Origin of the sequence: Phytohabitans flavus (assembly GCF_011764545.1) — a bacterium.
GTDB classification, from domain to species: domain Bacteria; phylum Actinomycetota; class Actinomycetes; order Mycobacteriales; family Micromonosporaceae; genus Phytohabitans; species Phytohabitans flavus.
On record NZ_AP022870.1, the window covers coordinates 8201577 to 8217002 of the forward strand.

A 15426-nucleotide genomic window follows, 5' to 3' on the forward strand; every position below is an offset into this window, starting at 1 on the left:
AAGCCGCGTAATGTGGCAGAGGCATTGAATTACATCGAACCGCGATACTTGTACGCGTGAACAACAGCCGCGTCGCCTTCATCGTCGCCGGGTTGGTGGTCGCCATCCTCGGCGGCTTCGGGCTCGGCCGGCTGACCAGCGGAGACGTGGCCAGACCGACCGCGGCCGTCGCAGCGCCGACCGCCGCCGCCGACCAGACCCACTCGCCTGGCGCCGGCCCGCACACCCACTCGGCCGGTGGCGGGAGCGGGGCCGCCGCGGGCGGCCTGGAGATCAGCGCGAGTGGGTACACGCTGGTGCCCGAGGCCACCGCGTTCACCGCTGGCCTGGCCGGCGAGCTCGCCTTCCGGATCGTGGACAGCGGGCAGCGGCCGGTCACCGACTTCGCGAGCGTGCACGACAAGCCGCTGCACATGATCGTGGTGCGCCGCGACCTGACCGGCTACCAGCACCTGCACCCGACCATGGCGCCGGATGGCCGCTGGACCGTGCCCCTCACGCTGCCCGAGCCGGGGGTCTGGCGGGCGTACGCGGACTTCACCGCCAACGCCGCCACCGGGCAGACCGCCGTCACGCTCGGCACCGACCTCACCGCGCGCGGCGACTACGTGCCGCGCGCCCTGCCCGACGCCGCGACCCAGGCGACCGTCGACGGCTTCACCGTCAGTTACCAGGGCACGCCGCAGACCGCTGCGATCCAGCCGCTGCTCTTCACCGTCGCGCAACCTGCCGCACCGGGCACGAAGACCGCCGCGCCGGAGACGCCGGGCGTGGAGCTGGAGCGCTACCTCGGCGCGTACGGCCACCTTGTGGTGCTGCGTGAGGGCGACCTCGGCTACGTGCACGTCCATCCCGAGCCGGAGCTCGTGGGTGGCGCGGTGAAGTTCTGGCTGGCCGCGCCGAGCCCGGGGCGCTACCGGATGTACTTCGACTTCCAGGTCGCCGGGAAGGTGCACACGGCCGAGTTCACGCTGCGGGTGTGAGGAGCCGCTCCAGCGCCGGCGTCACGCCCCACTCGGCCACCATCCGCGCGTACTCCTCGCGCTGCGCCTCAGTCGGCGGCGCGTCCGTGCGGCGGGCGCGGAGCAGCAGGTTGCGCGGCGTGTGGCGGGAGTCGACGAACTCCACCACCTCGACCTTGTAACCGCGCAGGCGGAGCAGACCCGCACGCAGCGCGTCGGTGAGGACGTCCGCGAAGCGCTCGCGGAGGATGCCCTGCCGGGTGAGCAGCGGGTACGGCTCGGGAGCCCCGTGCCGCGCAGCTGCGCCGCGATGTCGTGGTGGCAGCACGGCGCGGCGAGCACCCACTGGGCCTCCCACCGGACCGCCCGGGCGAGCGCCTCGTCGGTCGCGGTGTCGCACGCGTGCAGTGCCAGCACCAGGTCGGGCTGGAAGTCGACCTCGGCGTCGGCGATCGTTCCCGCCACGAACCGCACCCGGTCGGCGCAGCCCAGCCGCTCCGCCAGCTCGGTGTTGCGGCGGCGCTGGTCCTCGCGCACGTCCACCCCGACCACGTCCACGTCGACGCCCTGCCCAGCGAGGTACCGGTACGCGGCGAACGTCAGGTACGCGTTGCCGCAGCCCAGGTCGACCACCCGCAGCCGCTCGGGCAGGGGGGACACCGAGGCGGCGAGCGCGCGCAGGAACGCGTCCACCTGCCGCCGCTTGGCCGCGTTGCCGCCGATCGCGTCGAAGAGCGGGTCGCCCGGTTCGAGCAGGTACTCCTTCGCCCGGTCGTGCGCCTCCGGCTCAGCAGGGCGGTCGGCGGCGGCCCGGTGCACCTGGGCCTCGCCCTTCTTGGTCACCCGCAGCTGGACCGTCGCGTCGGCGGTCTCCACGTGCCAGTTGCCGAACGGCTCGGCCAGCAGTGCGTCCACCGCCGCGCCAGCCTCGGGACCGGGCACCACGTTGCGGGTGTGCGGGCGGGCGCCGTCGTTGGTGACGATCTGTAGCCGGGTGCCGCCCTTGAGCGTGACCGGGCGTACCTCCGCGCGGACGACCGAGGGGACCTGTCCCCGCCGCCGGCCAGCGGCGACGGCCCGGGTGAGCCCCGGGTCCAGCAGTAGCGCCCGCACTTCGGCGAGCGCGTCGTCGAGCGGGCGCACCATGTAACGAAGCCTATCTACCGACCTGGGGTTGAACCCTTGGGAGCCCTCCCACGTAATGACGTGCGAAGCGGACGGCACTCAGCCGTCGGACGGCGCTTCTCCACACAGCAGGAGAGTGCACGCGCATGTCCAGGAGCAGAGAGATCAGCCGCCGCTCGAAGATCGCCATCACCGCCGGTGTGGCGCTCGCGCTCTTCGGCACGGGCATCGGTGTCGCCGCCGCTGGGGGCGAGTCCGCCGCGCCGACTGTCGACTGCCCGGTAGTGGGCGACAAGCTGCCCGCCGTTCCGGCGTCCGCGCAGGCCGAGGTGTCGCGAAACCTCGCCCTGCTGAACACCCAGATCGAGGAGGCGAACCGCCGGCTGGCCACCAGCCAGGGCGAGGGCGGCCCGAACTTCGTGCAGAACGCGATCCTCGGCCCGCTGAAGGACAAGCGCGCCGCCACGATCGACCGCATCTCGATCGCGATCGGCCGGCAGGGTACGCGGCCCCAGGGTCTGGAGTCGCTGGCCACGTGCACGCTGGGCACGGCTGGCGGGGGCGGGGCGGCCGAGGACCCGGAGGCGCCGGCGGGCGAGCCCCCAGCCGAGCAGCAGCCGCCCGCCGCCGAGCAGCCGGACGACCAAGCACCGGCCTCCGGCACCATCAGCTGCCCGGACGTGGCCAGCCAGCTTCCGGCCGTACCAGCCGGCGCGCGGGCCGAGGTCGACCGCAACCTCGCGCTGCTGGACACCCAGATCGCCGAGGCGAACGCGCGGCTGGTGAGCACGGTGGGCCAGGGCGGCCCGAACTTCGTGCAGAACGCGATCCTCGGTCCGCTGGAGGACAAGCGGTTCGCGACGATCAACCGGATCGCCACCGCCATCGGCCGCATCGACGCGCGTCCCGTGGGTCTCGACGCGCTGGCACCCTGCACGGTCAGCTGACCCACGGCTCCCTGGCGCGACCCGCAGCGCGCCAGGGTTGAAGGGCCCCTCCACCGGAGGGGCCCTTTCCTTAGATATTGAGCTACCGCGATGTCCGTCGTGGTCCGGACCGCTGCTCCCGCGGCCTCACCCTCCGCGCCTCACAACCCCAGCCCGCACGGCGGGCATCGGGGTCCGCCGACCCGTCCCTGACCCGGATGCTGCTCAGAACCCGTTCGTCGAGTGGTCGGGCATCTGTCACCACACTCCGGTGGCTTCGGGCGCGAAACGCTCACCGTCGCGGCTGCGCAACGGCTGCGCGACCGCCTACCATCCGGGCATGGCCTACCGCGCGAAAATGGCAGCCGCGCTTTCCGGCGCAAGCGTCGGTCAGCTCGCGCGCTGGCGCAAAGGCGACAAGCCGCTTCTCGTTCCCGAGGTCTCTACCGATCCGATCTTGTACTCGTTCCGGGATCTTGTCGCGTTGCGCAGCTTCACCTACCTGCGTGAGAAGGTGTCCCTGCAGAAGATCCGCAAGGCGCTCGGCAACCTGCGGGAGCTCGGCGGACTCGATCACCTCTCGCAGTACAAGCTGGTGGCCCACGGCGTGAGCAGTGTCGTGCTGGTCGCCCCGGACGGCGACCACGGTGTCGACCTCGTCGACCGGCCAGGCCACCACGTCACAGTGCTCGCGATCGGCGACGTGCTTGAGTCGTTCCCGTTCCGCGACATCGAGGTGCCGAGCCTGCGCCGGCCCCAGCCGAGGATCAGCGTGGATCCCAGCGTGCGGCGGGGCACACCGGTCGTCGCTGGCACCCGTGTCTCCTACGACCTTGTCGCCGGACTACTACGGGATGGGGTGCCGGCGGAGGAGGTAGCCGACTACTACCCGAGTGTCACCGCCGAGGCGGCTCGGGACGCGCTAGCGTTCGCTGACCACGTAGACGGCATATCCCAGCGAGCGGCCTGATGCTCATCCTGCTCGACGAGGACGTTCCCCATCAGGTAATCGACGTCCTCCAGCATGTGCTGCGCCAGCATCAGGTTGATCACATTCATGGGATCGGCTGGTCGAAGAAGAAGGATCACTTCGTCTACAAGGATGCGAAGCAGGCCGGCTACGACGTGATCGTGACTAACGACGACCACCAGATGTCCGACCCGGACGAGTGCCGAGACGTCCGTAAGTCCGGGCTACACCGGGTGTCGTACAAGCACCGAGGCAAGGGGCTGCCGGGTTTGGCGTTAGCGACGGCGAGCATCATCGCGGCGATGCCGGACATCATCGTGGAGTTGGAGAAGACCGAAGGGCAGCGGCTAGTAGAGATCACGCAGATCGACGCGAGGCACCGTCGGTACACGATTACGGACCCGAACCGGAACCCACCCAAGTATTGGCGCTGAGAACACGACGATCGGGCCAACGCGGCGAAGGCGTGTCGCAGCTGACCGCCTCGCACGAGGTGGCGGTCAGCTGCGGGTGGTCGCGGTACTTGCCGGGCTGGGGCGCGTCGGCGTGCTGAGGTCACACCGTGAGCGCGTCGGGCGCCCCACCTCGGTTGGCGTGTTAGTCGGTGGCGGCCTCAGCGGCGCCGCCTGAGCCGCCACTGCGGCGGCGACGGCGGCGGCGGGGCTTGGCGGCGGCGGTGGGTGCCTCGACGGTGGTAGCGCCGGGCTCGACGGCCGTGGCCTCCTGCTCCGCGCCCGAGACGACCTCGCCGGCCCGGCGGCGCCGGCGCTGGCGGCGCGGGCCGGTGGGCTCCCCGGACTCAGACGGATCTCCGGCGGGCTCGCGCCCGTCACCCGTACCAGAGCGGGAGCGGGATCGACCGCGGACCGCTGGCTGGCCGCGGCGGCGCCCACGACCCCGGCCACCCAGGTCTTCCTCGGCCTCGGCCGCGAGGCCGGCCCGGGTGCGCTCGGCGGTGGGCAGGGTGCCCGAGATGTCGGTGGGGATGTCGAGGTCGGTGTAGAGCCACGACGAGGTGTGGTACGTCTCCGGCGGCTCGGCCATCTCCAGGCCCAGCGACTTGTCGATCAGCCGCCACCGGGGCATGTCTTCCCAGTCGACGAACGTCACGGCCACGCCGCTGGCCCCGGCCCGGCCGGTGCGCCCGATGCGGTGGGTGTAGGTGTCCGGATCTTCCGGGCAGTCGTAGTTGACCACGTGGGTGACGCCGGAGACGTCGAGCCCGCGGGCGGCGACGTCGGTGGCGACGAGCACGTCGATCTTGCCGGCCCGGAACGCCCGCAGCGCCCGCTCGCGCGCGCCCTGCCCCAGGTCACCGTGGACGGCCGCGGCCGCGAAGCCGCGGAAGTCGAGGTCTTCGGCGACGCGGTCGGCGGACCGCTTGGTGCGGGTGAAGATCATGGTGAGGCTCCGCCCGTCGGCCTGGAGCACGCGGGAGAGCACCTCGATCTTGTTCATCGGGTGGGTGCGGTAGGCGACCTGCTTGGTCAGCGGCGACGCCCCGGTCTCGGCGCTGTGCCCGGCGTGGATCGTCACCGGGTGGCGCAGGAAGCGGCGGGCCAGCGCCACGATCGGATCGGGCATCGTGGCCGAGAAGAGCATTGTCTGCCGGTCTTCGGGCAGCATCGCCAGGATCTTCTCGACGTCGTCGAGGAAGCCCAGGTCGAGCATGCGGTCGGCCTCGTCGAGGACCAGCGCGTGCACGCGGTCGAGGCGGAGGCGCTTCTGCTTGGTCAGGTCCAGCAGGCGGCCGGGCGTGCCGACCAGGATCTCCACGCCCGAGCGGAGCGCGTCGATCTGCGGCTCGTACGCCACGCCGCCGTAGATCGGCAGCACCCGCACGCCACGGGTGCGCCCGGCGGCGGCGAGGTCCTTGGCCACCTGGAGGCCCAGCTCACGGGTAGGGACGACGACAAGCGCCTGCGGCACGCCGTCGCTGCCCTCGGCGGGCGCGAAGACCCGCTCCAGCAGCGGCACGCCGAAGCCCAGCGTCTTGCCGGTGCCGGTGGGCGCCTGTCCGATCAGGTCCGAGCCGCGCAGCGCGATCGGCAGCGCGTACTCCTGGATCGCGAAAGCCCTGGTGATGCCGACGTTCGACAGCGCCTCGACGGTCTCCGGGCGGACGCCCAGATCGGCGAAGGAAGGGCTGTCGGGGCGGACCGGGGCTCGGGTGATGGTCTCTTCTTCGATCTCGCTCATGGAGTTTTAGGGGTGCCCTCTCGTGGTGCGCCCCGTTTCGTCCTAGGGCGCTCATTTCGGTCTGGCGCGGGCCACGCGCGATCGCGGTGGTCGATGCGATCGCGGGCCGCACGCGCTGCTGGCTGGGGTAGGAACGATCTCTGGCCAGCGGCAACGTGCGCAATGCTACCTGACGTGGGCGAACTGTGCTCAGATTGTGTCCGCCGAACCTGCGCTCGGCCCCGTAGAAGGGGACGTCGAGCCCGGCGAGAAACGATCAGGGCTAGTAACCTGCGGGCGTGACAGAAGTCTCCAAAACTGTGTCCGAGGTCTTCCAGCCGAGCCCTGCCGTCGTCGAGCTGCTCGGCATGGTGGCGTACGCCGAGCTGCTCGCCTTCGACCGGATGGCAGCCGACGCCCGGCTCGCCCCCGACCTACGGCGCCGGGCGGTGCTCAGCGAGATGGCCGCCGTGGAGATCGTCAACTACCGCCGCCTCGAGACCCGTCTCACCGAGCACGGCGCCGATCCGGACCGCGCCATGATGCCGTACGTGGCGGCGCTACAGGAGTACCACGAGCTCACCGAGCCGAAGGACTGGCTGGAGGCGCTCGCCAAGGCGTACGTGTGGGACGGCATCGCCGACGACTTCTTCCGCGAGGTGGCCGCCTTCCTCCTGCCGGAAGACCGTGACCTGGTGCTCGACGTGCTACACGACTCGCAGTACGAGGACTTCGCCGCCAAGGAGATCAGGGCCGCGATCGCCGCCGACCCGAAGGTGGCCAACAGGCTCTCGATGTGGGCCCGCCGCCTGGTCGGGGAGGGGCTCTCCCAGGCGCAGCGCATGGCCGGCGACCGGATCGCGCTTACCGTCCTGATCGTGGAGGGTTCGGAGGATCAGGCGGGCGTACAGGCGCTTCTGAAGCGGCTCACCGCGGCGCACACCGCTCGGATGGCCGCTGTGGGTCTCAACAACTGACCGGACCGCTCTCGCGGCCGCGCTCGGCGGCCGCGGGAGCGCGGTGCTTGCTAGCGGGCGGTGAAACCGACCGCGCGCGGCGCCGCCTCGGCGATCTCGACGTACGCCACCTTGGAGACCGGCACGATGACCCGCCGGCCCTTTTCGTCCTGAAGCGCGAGGACGCCGCTGTCGGACGCGATCGCGTCGGTCACGATCTTCTCTACCTCGGTCGGCGTCTGCGCGCTCTCGATCACAAGCTCGCGCGGTGCGTACTGCACGCCGATCTTGACCTCCACGTGACCCTCCTCTATCGCGGCGGATGCTCCGCCGGTGCAACGGTATCCGACCACCCCATGAGTACCCCCGCTCGGCTCGCGCGCCGCATTACGCCCTGCGCGGAGCGCGGCACTCAGGTGGGCTCGTCCTGGAGCGGGAAGCTCGCGATGCCCCGCCAGTTCAGTGCCGCGACGAGCGCTTCGGCCTCGGCCTTCGGCACCTTGCGGCCGGCGGCCAGCCAGAACTGCGCGGCCGTCTCCGCGGCGCCGACCAGGCCGGACGCGAGCAGCTCGGCCCGGTCCCGGCTCACGCCGGTGTCCGAGATGATCGTGTCGGTGATGGCCGCGATGCAGCCGCTCTCCACCCGCTCGACCCGCTCCCGGACGGCGGGCTCGTTGCGCAGGTCGGACTCGAAGACGAGCCGGAACGCCTCGCTCTCGTGGTCGACGAAGTCGAAGTACGCCTGGACGGCGCCCCGGACCCGCTCCTTGTTGTCGCTGGTGGCGGTCATCGCACTCTGTACCTTCGCCACGATGGCGTCGCAGTGCGTGTCGAGCAGCGCCAGGTAGAGCTCCAGCTTCCCGGGGAAGTGCTGGTAGAGGACCGGCTTCGAGACACCCGCGCGCTCCGCGATGTCGTCCATCGCGGCCGCGTGGTACCCCTGCGCCACGAAGACCTCCTGCGCCGCCTCCAGGAGCTGCTTACGGCGCGCGGAACGCGGCAGGCGCGTGGGCCGGCCCGTCGCCGCCGTGCTGCCCGACCCAACGGCCATGCCGTCACCTCGACTTTCACGCATGAAACTAAGACTTTCGGCCAATCCGACGGATCGGTAAACATCGACCTACCGTCGAACTAGCCGCACGTTGCGGCTTATCGCTGCTGTCAGCACACGGTAGCCTCAGCGAGGGCAACCGAGGAGCGCACGGTGGACGAAACAGGGCAACCCGGTGGCGTCACGCCGGGAGGTAACGGCAACGGCGCAGGTCCGCACGGCGATCGTGCGGACCACGGCGGTAAGGCTGACGGCGCTGGCCAGCCCCGGCTCAACGGCTGGGCGGCGGCCGACGCGGTCTGGTCAAACGCTGGTGCCGCGCTGGAGCCCGCCCCGAGCCGGTCCAGCCGACCTGGCGCACCGGGCCGGCCGACGGCTGGGCCGACGCCCCACGCTACGCCGACCTCCTCGCCCCGATGAGCCCCGCCCCGCGCCAGCAGCCCCAGCCCCCGGCCGCTGTCAACGGCTCCGACTCCGCCTCGCTCGCCATGCGCGTGCCGGCGAGCGCCCCACCGTACCCGTACGAGGGAGATCTCGAGGACGCCGCCCGAGGGGCCGCGAGCCTGCCCGAGATCTCGCCGGTGCCGCCGATCGCGGTCGACCGCACCGTGCCGCCGGTCCAGGCCGCACCCCCGCCGCAGGCCGAGGCGCCCCGGCGCGGCGCCGACGTGGCCCGGCACGGCGCTGGCGAGGAACTGCCCACCCGCCGCCCGGCTGCCGCCGCCCGGGAAAGCGCCGCTCCCGCCCAGCCCCCGAGCGTGCCGCCGGTCGCGCCGCCCCGGCCGTCGTTCGGCCCGGCCGCGCCTCGCTCCCAGGCCGCCTCGATGACGCCCCAGCAGTGGCGGGAGGCGCGCGACGCAGGCAAGGCGGCGGGCGCCGCGGACATGCCGCCCGGGTTTCGGCCCCAGCCGCCGTTCGAGCGGCCCACCTACGACACCGCGCTCTACGAGCGCCCGGTCTCGCCGCCCGCACCTGCCCGCCCGGCGCCGCCGCCACCACTGCCTCGGAGCGGGCCCGCGGCGCCGACCCGTGCGGCCGCGAGCTGGGCACAGGAGTGGCCGCAGCCGGATCCGGTGCCCGCCGAGCCCCGCGCGCCGGGTCGCCCCACCGATCTGGCCAGCGAGCCGGTGAGCGCTCCGCCGCGCGTCGCGCCCGCTCCGCCGGCCACACCGAGCCAGCCGGCCACAAGCCAGGTCACACCGCCGCCACCCGCGCGAACACCGGAGCTGGACGCGCTCCCGCAGCGGGTGCCGGCCCAGCCGGACGTACCCACAGCACCGGAGCCGCCCGCCGAGCCCCCTGCTGACGGACCTGACCTAACCCGGATCTGGAGCCACTTGCAGCGCGACGACACGCCACTTCGGGAGCGCCCCGAGGGCTTCGACGTGCAGGCGATCCTGGGCGCCGTGCGGGGGGTGGAAGGCGTGCGGGACGCCTCGCTCCGTACCACTGCGGCGGGGGCACACAGCCTCCGCCTCGACCTCGCCGACGGCGCCGATCCGGCCGAGGTCAGCCGCATCGTCGCGCGCCTGCTCCAAGATCGGATGGGGCTGGCCGCCGCCCCGAAGGAGCCGTCCGGCACGAGCGAGGCCGTCGCGCCCGCTCGCACCCGCACCGAGCCCACGGCCACCGGTTCCTACCCGGCACCCGCCGGTTCGTACCTCCCAGCCCAGCCGGGCGGCCCGGTCGCTGAGCAGCGACGGCCGGCCCCTGAGACGCCGCGCCGCCGGGCCCGCCGGGCGCGGGAGGAGAGCCCGTTGGGTCAGAGCGCCCCCGTCGAGGCCGTGTCGCCGCGACCGTTGCCGCCGGGCAAGCCGGGTCCGCGCATCGTGATTGACGAGGTGCAGGTCAGCACGTTCGGGCTGGACGCCACCGTCGAGGTCAAGCTCGCGGCCGACGAGCGGCGGGCCACCGGTCGGGCCAATGGCCCCGCCGTGGATGCGTATGTGCTGCGCCTCTGCGCCGAGGCGAGCGCGGCCGCGGTGGACGATCTGCTGAGCACCGCCGAGCAGGTGGGCGACCGGGGCAAGTGCTTCGTCGAGCACGCGGCCGTGGTGCCGTTCGGCAGCTGCGAGGTCGCGGTCGCCGTGGTGCTGCTGGTCTGTGGGGGCTGGGTCGAGCAGCTAGCCGGCTCCGCACTCGTGGCCGGCGATCCGCGCCAAGCTGTCGTGCGTGCGACACTCAACGCCGTAAACCGCCGCTTGGAGGCATTACTCGCCTAAAGAAACGGCATCATCCGCCGTGCTCGGGGCATCATTGGTCGATGAAGCGCGCGCTGCTCGGAGCGGATGAGTTGTTCCCGGCCGACCGGGAGGCGCCGCCCTGGCCGGGCCGGTCGGAGATGGTCGACGGAGCCAATGTGTTCGTACGCGAGACGCCGGCCCTCATGCCCGGCGCCGAGCCGGCACTCTACGTGCACGGCCTCGGCGGGTCCGCGACAAACTGGACGGACCTCGCGGGGCTGCTCGCCCCCGGCTCGAAGGGCACGCGATAGACCTGCCGGGCTTCGGGCACAGCGATCCGGCCAGCAGCTACACCATCGCCGCCTTCGCCGATCGTGTGATCCGCTGGATCGAGTACTCCGGCCGGGGTCCGGTGCACCTGTTCGGCAACTCGCTGGGTGGGGCGATCTCGGTCCGCGTGGCCGGCACCCGGCCCGACCTCGTGCGCTCGCTGACGCTCGTCTCGCCGGCGATGCCGTTCCTCGATCCACGCCGCTCGACCCAGAGCCGGATGCTGCCGCTGCTCGCCATCCCGCGCGGCGACCGGATCGCGATGCGCGTCCTGTCCCGGATCAAGCCGGAGGACATGGCCAACCAGGTCATCGCCACCTGCTTCGCCGATCCCACCCGGGTGAGCGAGCAGCGCCGCCTGGAGGCGGTCGAGGAGATCCGCATCCGGTACGAGCTGGCCCACTACATCCCGGCGTACCTCGGCTCGATGCGCGGGCTGATCTCCAGCTTCCTGCGGGCGTACCTGCCCGGGGCTGGCTCGCTGTGGCGCATCGCGTCCAAGATCACCGCACCCACCCTCGTGATCGGCGGCCGCCAGGACCAGATCGTCGACATCCGGGTGGCGCCGACCGTGGCCCGGGCCATCCCGGACAGCCGGTTGCTGATCCTTGACCAGGTGGGGCACGTGGCGCAGATGGAGGTGCCGCGGGTGGTCGCCCGTGCGGTTGTCGCGATGCTCGACGAGGTGCGCGAGCCCGCTGCGGCCCGCCCGAAGCGGCTGAGCCGCGCGGTGCGCGCAGGGGTGGCGAGCGTCCGATCCGAGGACCGCCGCGGCAACCAACACGGCCCCGCCCGGGTCGCGCCGGCGTGAGTCGCACCCTCGCCGTAAGCGCCGGGATCGCCCTGCTGGCGGGTCTCGCGCTCCTGGGCCTGGGGGTGTTTCCCATCCACCTCTCGCCCGCCGCGCCGGTGCCGCCGTCCGTTCGCGAGACGCTCGCCGTGTCGCCGTCATCCTCGGCGCCGCCGCTGGCGTCGCCTTCTCCTTCCGCCTCACCAAGCCCGGCGCCGCCGGTGCTGCGGCTCGACGTGCCGGCGCCGACCAAGGGGACCGGCGGATTCGAGTACGCGACAAAGGGCGGCCCGATCCGCGGTCGCTCCGGCAAGCTCATGCGGTACCGCGTGGCGGTGGAGCTGGGCTCGGGCATAGACGTCCAGGAGTTCGGCGCGGCGGTCGACGGGGCGCTCGGTCGCCCGCAGAGCTGGATCGGCGGCGGGCTGCGCATGCAGTGGGTGGCGCGCGGCACGCCGTACGACTTCACCGTGCACCTGGCCACCCGGGAGACCGCCGGCCGGATGTGTGGGGCCGGCGGAGTCAACATCACGGTGCGCGGCCGGCCGTACACCTCCTGCCGGATCGGCGGCGGCGTCGTCATCAACCTGGACCGGTGGCAGCACTCGGTGGACCACTTCGTGGCGGCCAAGGTGCCGCTGTCGGTGTACCGCGACTACGTGCTCAACCACGAGGTCGGGCACCAGCTTGGGCACCGGCACGAGCTGTGCCCGGGCCGGGGGCGGCCCGCGCCGGTGATGATGCAGCAGACGCTCGACCTGAAGGGGTGCAAGGCAAACGCCTGGCCGTTCTTGAACGGCCGCCGCTACGCGGGTCCGCTGAAGTAGCCCGGCCGCCTGCCCGGAGGCTGCCAGGCGTACGCGTGGCCGTACCTGGCCGGTCGCAGGTATTCGGGTCCGGCGATCCCCTGACGGCTCGGATATTCCCCGATCCCGCCTTCTGGGCCGTGGGCCACGTCATTGCCCCGTACCGTCACCAGCGAGCAACAATGGTGCGGTTAGTGCTCTCTCTCAGCCTTTCGGGGAGTCCACCGTGTCGCTGCCCCCGCTCGTCGAGCCCGCTGCCGAGCTGTCCGTCGACGAGATCCGCCGCTACTCACGCCACCTGATCATCCCGGACGTCGCGATGGACGGGCAAAAGCGGCTGAAGAACGCGAAGGTGCTCTGTGTGGGCGCCGGTGGTCTCGGGTCGCCCGCGCTGATGTACCTGGCGGCGGCCGGTGTTGGCACGCTCGGCATCATCGACTTCGACACCGTCGACGAGTCCAACCTTCAGCGGCAGATCATCCACGGCCAGTCGGACATCGGCCGCCCGAAGGCGGAGTCGGCGGCCGAGTCGGTCCGCGAGATCAACCCGTACGTCAACGTGGTCATCCACAACACGTCGCTCGACCGTGACAACGTGCGGGAGATCTTCTCGCAGTACGACCTGATCGTCGACGGCACCGACAACTTCGCCACCCGCTACATGGTCAACGACGCGGCCGTGCTGCTCGGCAAGCCGTACGTGTGGGGCTCGATCTACCGCTTCGACGGGCAGGCCTCGGTCTTCTGGGCCGAGCACGGCCCGTGCTACCGCTGCCTCTACCCGGAGCCCCCGCCGCCCGGCATGGTCCCCTCCTGCGCCGAGGGTGGCGTGCTCGGCGTGCTCTGCGCGTCGATCGGCTCCATCCAGGTCACCGAGGCGATCAAGGTGCTGACCGGGGTCGGCGACACGCTCGTGGGCCGCCTGATGGTCTACGACGCGCTGGAGATGTCGTACCGGAAGATCAAGGTCCGCAAGGACCCCAACTGCGCGCTCTGCGGGGAAAACCCGACGGTCACCGACCTGCTGGAAGACTACGAGGACTTCTGCGGCGCGGTGTCGGTCGAGGCCCAGGAGGCGACGGTCGACGCCACGATCACCGCTCGCGAGCTCAAGGACTGGCAGGACTCCGGCAAGGACGTCTTCCTGGTCGACGTGCGCGAGCCCGCTGAGTACGAGATCGTGCGCATCCCCGGCGCCACGCTGATCCCCAAGGGCGAAATCCTGTCCGGCGAGGCGCTGGCCCGATTCCCGCAGGACCGCCAGATCGTGCTGCACTGCAAGTCGGGCGTCCGCTCGGCCGAGGCGCTGGCCGCGATCAAGGCGGCGGGCTTCAAGGACGCGGTGCACGTACAGGGTGGCGTGCTCTCTTGGATCAAGCAGGTGGACCCTTCGCTACCGGCCTACTGACCTGGTCTTTAGCCTGACCTGCGGAGGCGCGACCCCGACCGCGCCGGTAGCGTTTCGCCCGTGGTCGACATCGACGGCGCGATCGGGTTCGTGGTGGCCCGCGGGGACGCGGTGGATCGTGCCCGCCTGTCGTACCTACGGACGGGCGCCGTCCCCGGCGAAGACATCCTCACCACCGCGGAGATCGGCCAGGCGCCTGCCGGCGGCTGGCCGGCCAGGTGGGGGGCCGAAGTCGGCTCGATCGACGCGACCTGCTTCCGGCTGGCCGAGCTCGACGACCTTGGCGCGCTCGGCCGCCCGGCGGCGTGCCGCGCACTTGACTGGCTGGCAAGCCGCCAGCACGACAGCATGTGGGAGGAAGACGAGTCGCTGGCCCGCGAGGCACCACCGTGGGCCCAGCCCGGCGACCCCGAGGCCAGGCTCTACCTGACCGCGAACGCCGCTTTCTGGCTCACCGTCTCCGATCTGGACGCCGGCTGGGGCGGCGGCCGGTACGGTGCCCAACTCCGTACCGCCGCCCAGGCGATCACCGCGCACATCGGCGAAGACGGTTCGTGGAAGTCCTTCCTGGCGAGCGCCTGGCTGAGCGTCGCGGTGCTGCACCGGCAGGAGATGTTCTACGAGTCGGCCCGTATCCAGATCACGCTCGGCGACCGCCTCGGCCAGATGAGCCCGGCCGACGTGGCCTCGATGGCATCCACGCTGCGCCGCGTGGGGGTCGCGGTGGACGAGTGGCTACTTACCGCGGCCCGGCGGCGGCTCGCCGAGACCCAACGCAGCGACGGCGGCTGGACCAGCGACGACGGCTCGGCGTTCGACGTACACACGACCCTCGCCGCCATCCGCGCGACGCGCTAGTCGCGGTCTTTCGGGGCGGCCACCAGGGGCGCGGTCAGCGTCGCGGCGTCCGGGGCCGCGAGCGGATCCGGCCGGGCCACGCCGCCGATGCCTGACTGCTCGCCGGCGATCTTCTCCTGGAGGCGGAGGATGCCGTGCAGCAGCGCCTCGGGTCGGGGTGGGCAGCCAGGCACGTATACGTCGACGGGGATGATCTGGTCGACGCCCTTGGTCACCGAGTACGAGTCCCAGTACGGGCCGCCGCAGTTGGAGCAGGCGCCGAACGAGATGACGTACTTGGGCTCGGGCATCTGGTCGTAGAGGCGCTTGATCGCGGGCGCCATCTTGTCCGTCACGGTGCCGGAGACAACCATGAGGTCAGCCTGGCGGGGGCCGTGCGCGAACGGGATCACGCCGAGCCGGATGAAGTCGTGCCGGCCCATGCTCGTGGCGATGAACTCGATGGCGCAGCAGGCCAGGCCGAAGTTGAAGACCCACAGCGAGTAGCGCCGGCCCCAGTTGAGCACGAACCGGATCGGCTCGCCGAGCACTCCTGGCAACTGCACGACCCCAAGTCAACCACAGCCGGCGCGTTTGCCGGCAGCTCAGAGCATGCTGCGGGCTAGGGCAAACCACCCCCAGGAGGTACGGGCGCCGCCCGCCCTACCTGTCGGATATCCGTCCGGCTACGGGGTTGATGAGCACCTCCCACGCCTTGGGTACGAGCACCAGCAACCCCCGCGACGCCCGCCGCGACCCCCATCGTGTCGGTGAGATACGGGAGTAACAGCAGCCCCGGCACGGTGCTGAAGGTTCCGGTCGCCAACGAGCCCAACGCGTACCCGGCGTGCACCCTGCGTGGCAACGCGGCACTCATAGGCGCGGATGTTATCCATCTGCACGC

General features: G+C 71.8%; 13 protein-coding genes and 3 pseudogenes. 10 read left to right on the top strand and 6 right to left on the bottom strand.

All coding sequences use genetic code 11. From position 1 onward, the window contains the following. The first annotated feature begins 56 nt into the window (after nucleotides 1-56). Nucleotides 57-983, top strand: coding sequence for a hypothetical protein (locus tag Pflav_RS36280; protein ID WP_232072327.1), 927 nt, complete (start codon nucleotides 57-59; stop codon nucleotides 981-983). On the opposite strand, the pseudogene Pflav_RS36285 reads toward Pflav_RS36280, so the two are convergent. Continuing rightward, nucleotides 967-2108, bottom strand: a pseudogene (locus Pflav_RS36285) (class I SAM-dependent methyltransferase). The gene Pflav_RS36280 and the pseudogene Pflav_RS36285 overlap by 17 nt on opposite strands. Nucleotides 2109-2233: 125 nt before the next feature. Here Pflav_RS36285 and Pflav_RS36290 point away from each other — a divergent pair. The 3 genes from Pflav_RS36290 (at nucleotide 2234) to Pflav_RS36300 (ending at nucleotide 4417) form a co-directional block, all read left to right on the top strand. Beyond that, on the top strand, nucleotides 2234-3034 hold the full coding sequence (locus tag Pflav_RS36290; RefSeq protein WP_173041184.1) for a hypothetical protein: 801 nt from the start codon (nucleotides 2234-2236) through the stop codon (nucleotides 3032-3034). Between the two features lie 319 nt (nucleotides 3035-3353). Continuing rightward, the gene (locus Pflav_RS36295; RefSeq protein ID WP_173041185.1) at nucleotides 3354-3983 is read left to right on the top strand and encodes a DUF433 domain-containing protein; all 630 of its coding nucleotides are present in this window, start codon (nucleotides 3354-3356) and stop codon (nucleotides 3981-3983) included. Continuing rightward, nucleotides 3983-4417, top strand: coding sequence for a DUF5615 family PIN-like protein (locus Pflav_RS36300; protein WP_173041186.1), 435 nt, complete (start codon nucleotides 3983-3985; stop codon nucleotides 4415-4417). The genes Pflav_RS36295 and Pflav_RS36300 overlap by 1 nt, the downstream gene beginning before the upstream one ends. Before the next feature lie 163 nt (nucleotides 4418-4580). On the opposite strand, the gene Pflav_RS36305 is transcribed toward Pflav_RS36300, so the two are convergent. Further along, nucleotides 4581-6182 (bottom strand): DEAD/DEAH box helicase, encoded by a 1602-nt coding sequence (locus Pflav_RS36305; protein ID WP_173041187.1) that lies wholly within the window; start codon nucleotides 6180-6182, stop codon nucleotides 4581-4583. Between the two features lie 278 nt (nucleotides 6183-6460). On the opposite strand from Pflav_RS36305, the gene Pflav_RS36310 reads away from it, so the two are divergent. After that, nucleotides 6461-7138: a ferritin-like fold-containing protein gene (locus Pflav_RS36310; RefSeq protein WP_232072329.1), complete on the top strand. Its 678-nt coding sequence runs from the start codon at nucleotides 6461-6463 to the stop codon at nucleotides 7136-7138. A gap of 50 nt (nucleotides 7139-7188) precedes the next feature. On the opposite strand, the gene Pflav_RS36315 is transcribed toward Pflav_RS36310, so the two are convergent. Further along, on the bottom strand, nucleotides 7189-7416 hold the full coding sequence (locus Pflav_RS36315) for a DUF3107 domain-containing protein (RefSeq protein WP_173041188.1): 228 nt from the start codon (nucleotides 7414-7416) through the stop codon (nucleotides 7189-7191). A gap of 113 nt (nucleotides 7417-7529) precedes the next feature. Next, nucleotides 7530-8168 carry a TetR/AcrR family transcriptional regulator gene (locus tag Pflav_RS36320; protein ID WP_232072331.1) on the bottom strand — a complete coding sequence of 213 codons (639 nt, stop codon included), beginning with the start codon at nucleotides 8166-8168 and terminating at the stop codon, nucleotides 7530-7532. A 416-nt stretch (nucleotides 8169-8584) separates the two neighbouring features. Here Pflav_RS36320 and Pflav_RS36325 point away from each other — a divergent pair, with 416 nt between their 5' ends. The 5 genes and pseudogenes from Pflav_RS36325 to Pflav_RS36345 all read left to right on the top strand — a co-directional run bounded on the left by Pflav_RS36325 (nucleotide 8585) and on the right by Pflav_RS36345 (nucleotide 14543). Beyond that, the gene (locus Pflav_RS36325; RefSeq protein WP_232072333.1) at nucleotides 8585-10390 is read left to right on the top strand and encodes a Daple; all 1806 of its coding nucleotides are present in this window, start codon (nucleotides 8585-8587) and stop codon (nucleotides 10388-10390) included. A 41-nt stretch (nucleotides 10391-10431) separates the two neighbouring features. Continuing rightward, nucleotides 10432-11366, top strand: a pseudogene (locus tag Pflav_RS36330) (alpha/beta fold hydrolase); the annotation flags it as partial. Nucleotides 11367-11488: 122 nt separating this feature from the next. Beyond that, nucleotides 11489-12298 carry a DUF3152 domain-containing protein gene (locus Pflav_RS36335; RefSeq protein WP_173041190.1) on the top strand — a complete coding sequence of 270 codons (810 nt, stop codon included), beginning with the start codon at nucleotides 11489-11491 and terminating at the stop codon, nucleotides 12296-12298. A 205-nt stretch (nucleotides 12299-12503) separates the two neighbouring features. After that, nucleotides 12504-13685 (top strand): adenylyltransferase/sulfurtransferase MoeZ, encoded by a 1182-nt coding sequence (gene moeZ / locus Pflav_RS36340; protein WP_173041191.1) that lies wholly within the window; start codon nucleotides 12504-12506, stop codon nucleotides 13683-13685. Nucleotides 13686-13745: 60 nt separating this feature from the next. Then, nucleotides 13746-14543 carry a prenyltransferase/squalene oxidase repeat-containing protein gene (locus Pflav_RS36345; RefSeq protein WP_173041192.1) on the top strand — a complete coding sequence of 266 codons (798 nt, stop codon included), beginning with the start codon at nucleotides 13746-13748 and terminating at the stop codon, nucleotides 14541-14543. Here Pflav_RS36345 and Pflav_RS36350 read toward each other — a convergent pair. Both Pflav_RS36350 and Pflav_RS36355 read right to left on the bottom strand, forming a co-directional pair. Beyond that, a complete protein-coding gene (locus tag Pflav_RS36350; RefSeq protein WP_173041193.1) occupies nucleotides 14540-15088 on the bottom strand; it encodes an NADH-quinone oxidoreductase subunit B in 549 nt (182 codons plus the stop codon). The two genes, Pflav_RS36345 and Pflav_RS36350, sit on opposite strands and share 4 nt — an antisense overlap. Before the next feature lie 100 nt (nucleotides 15089-15188). Then, nucleotides 15189-15399: pseudogene (locus Pflav_RS36355) on the bottom strand (MFS transporter); the annotation flags it as partial. Nucleotides 15400-15426: the final 27 nt, after the last annotated feature.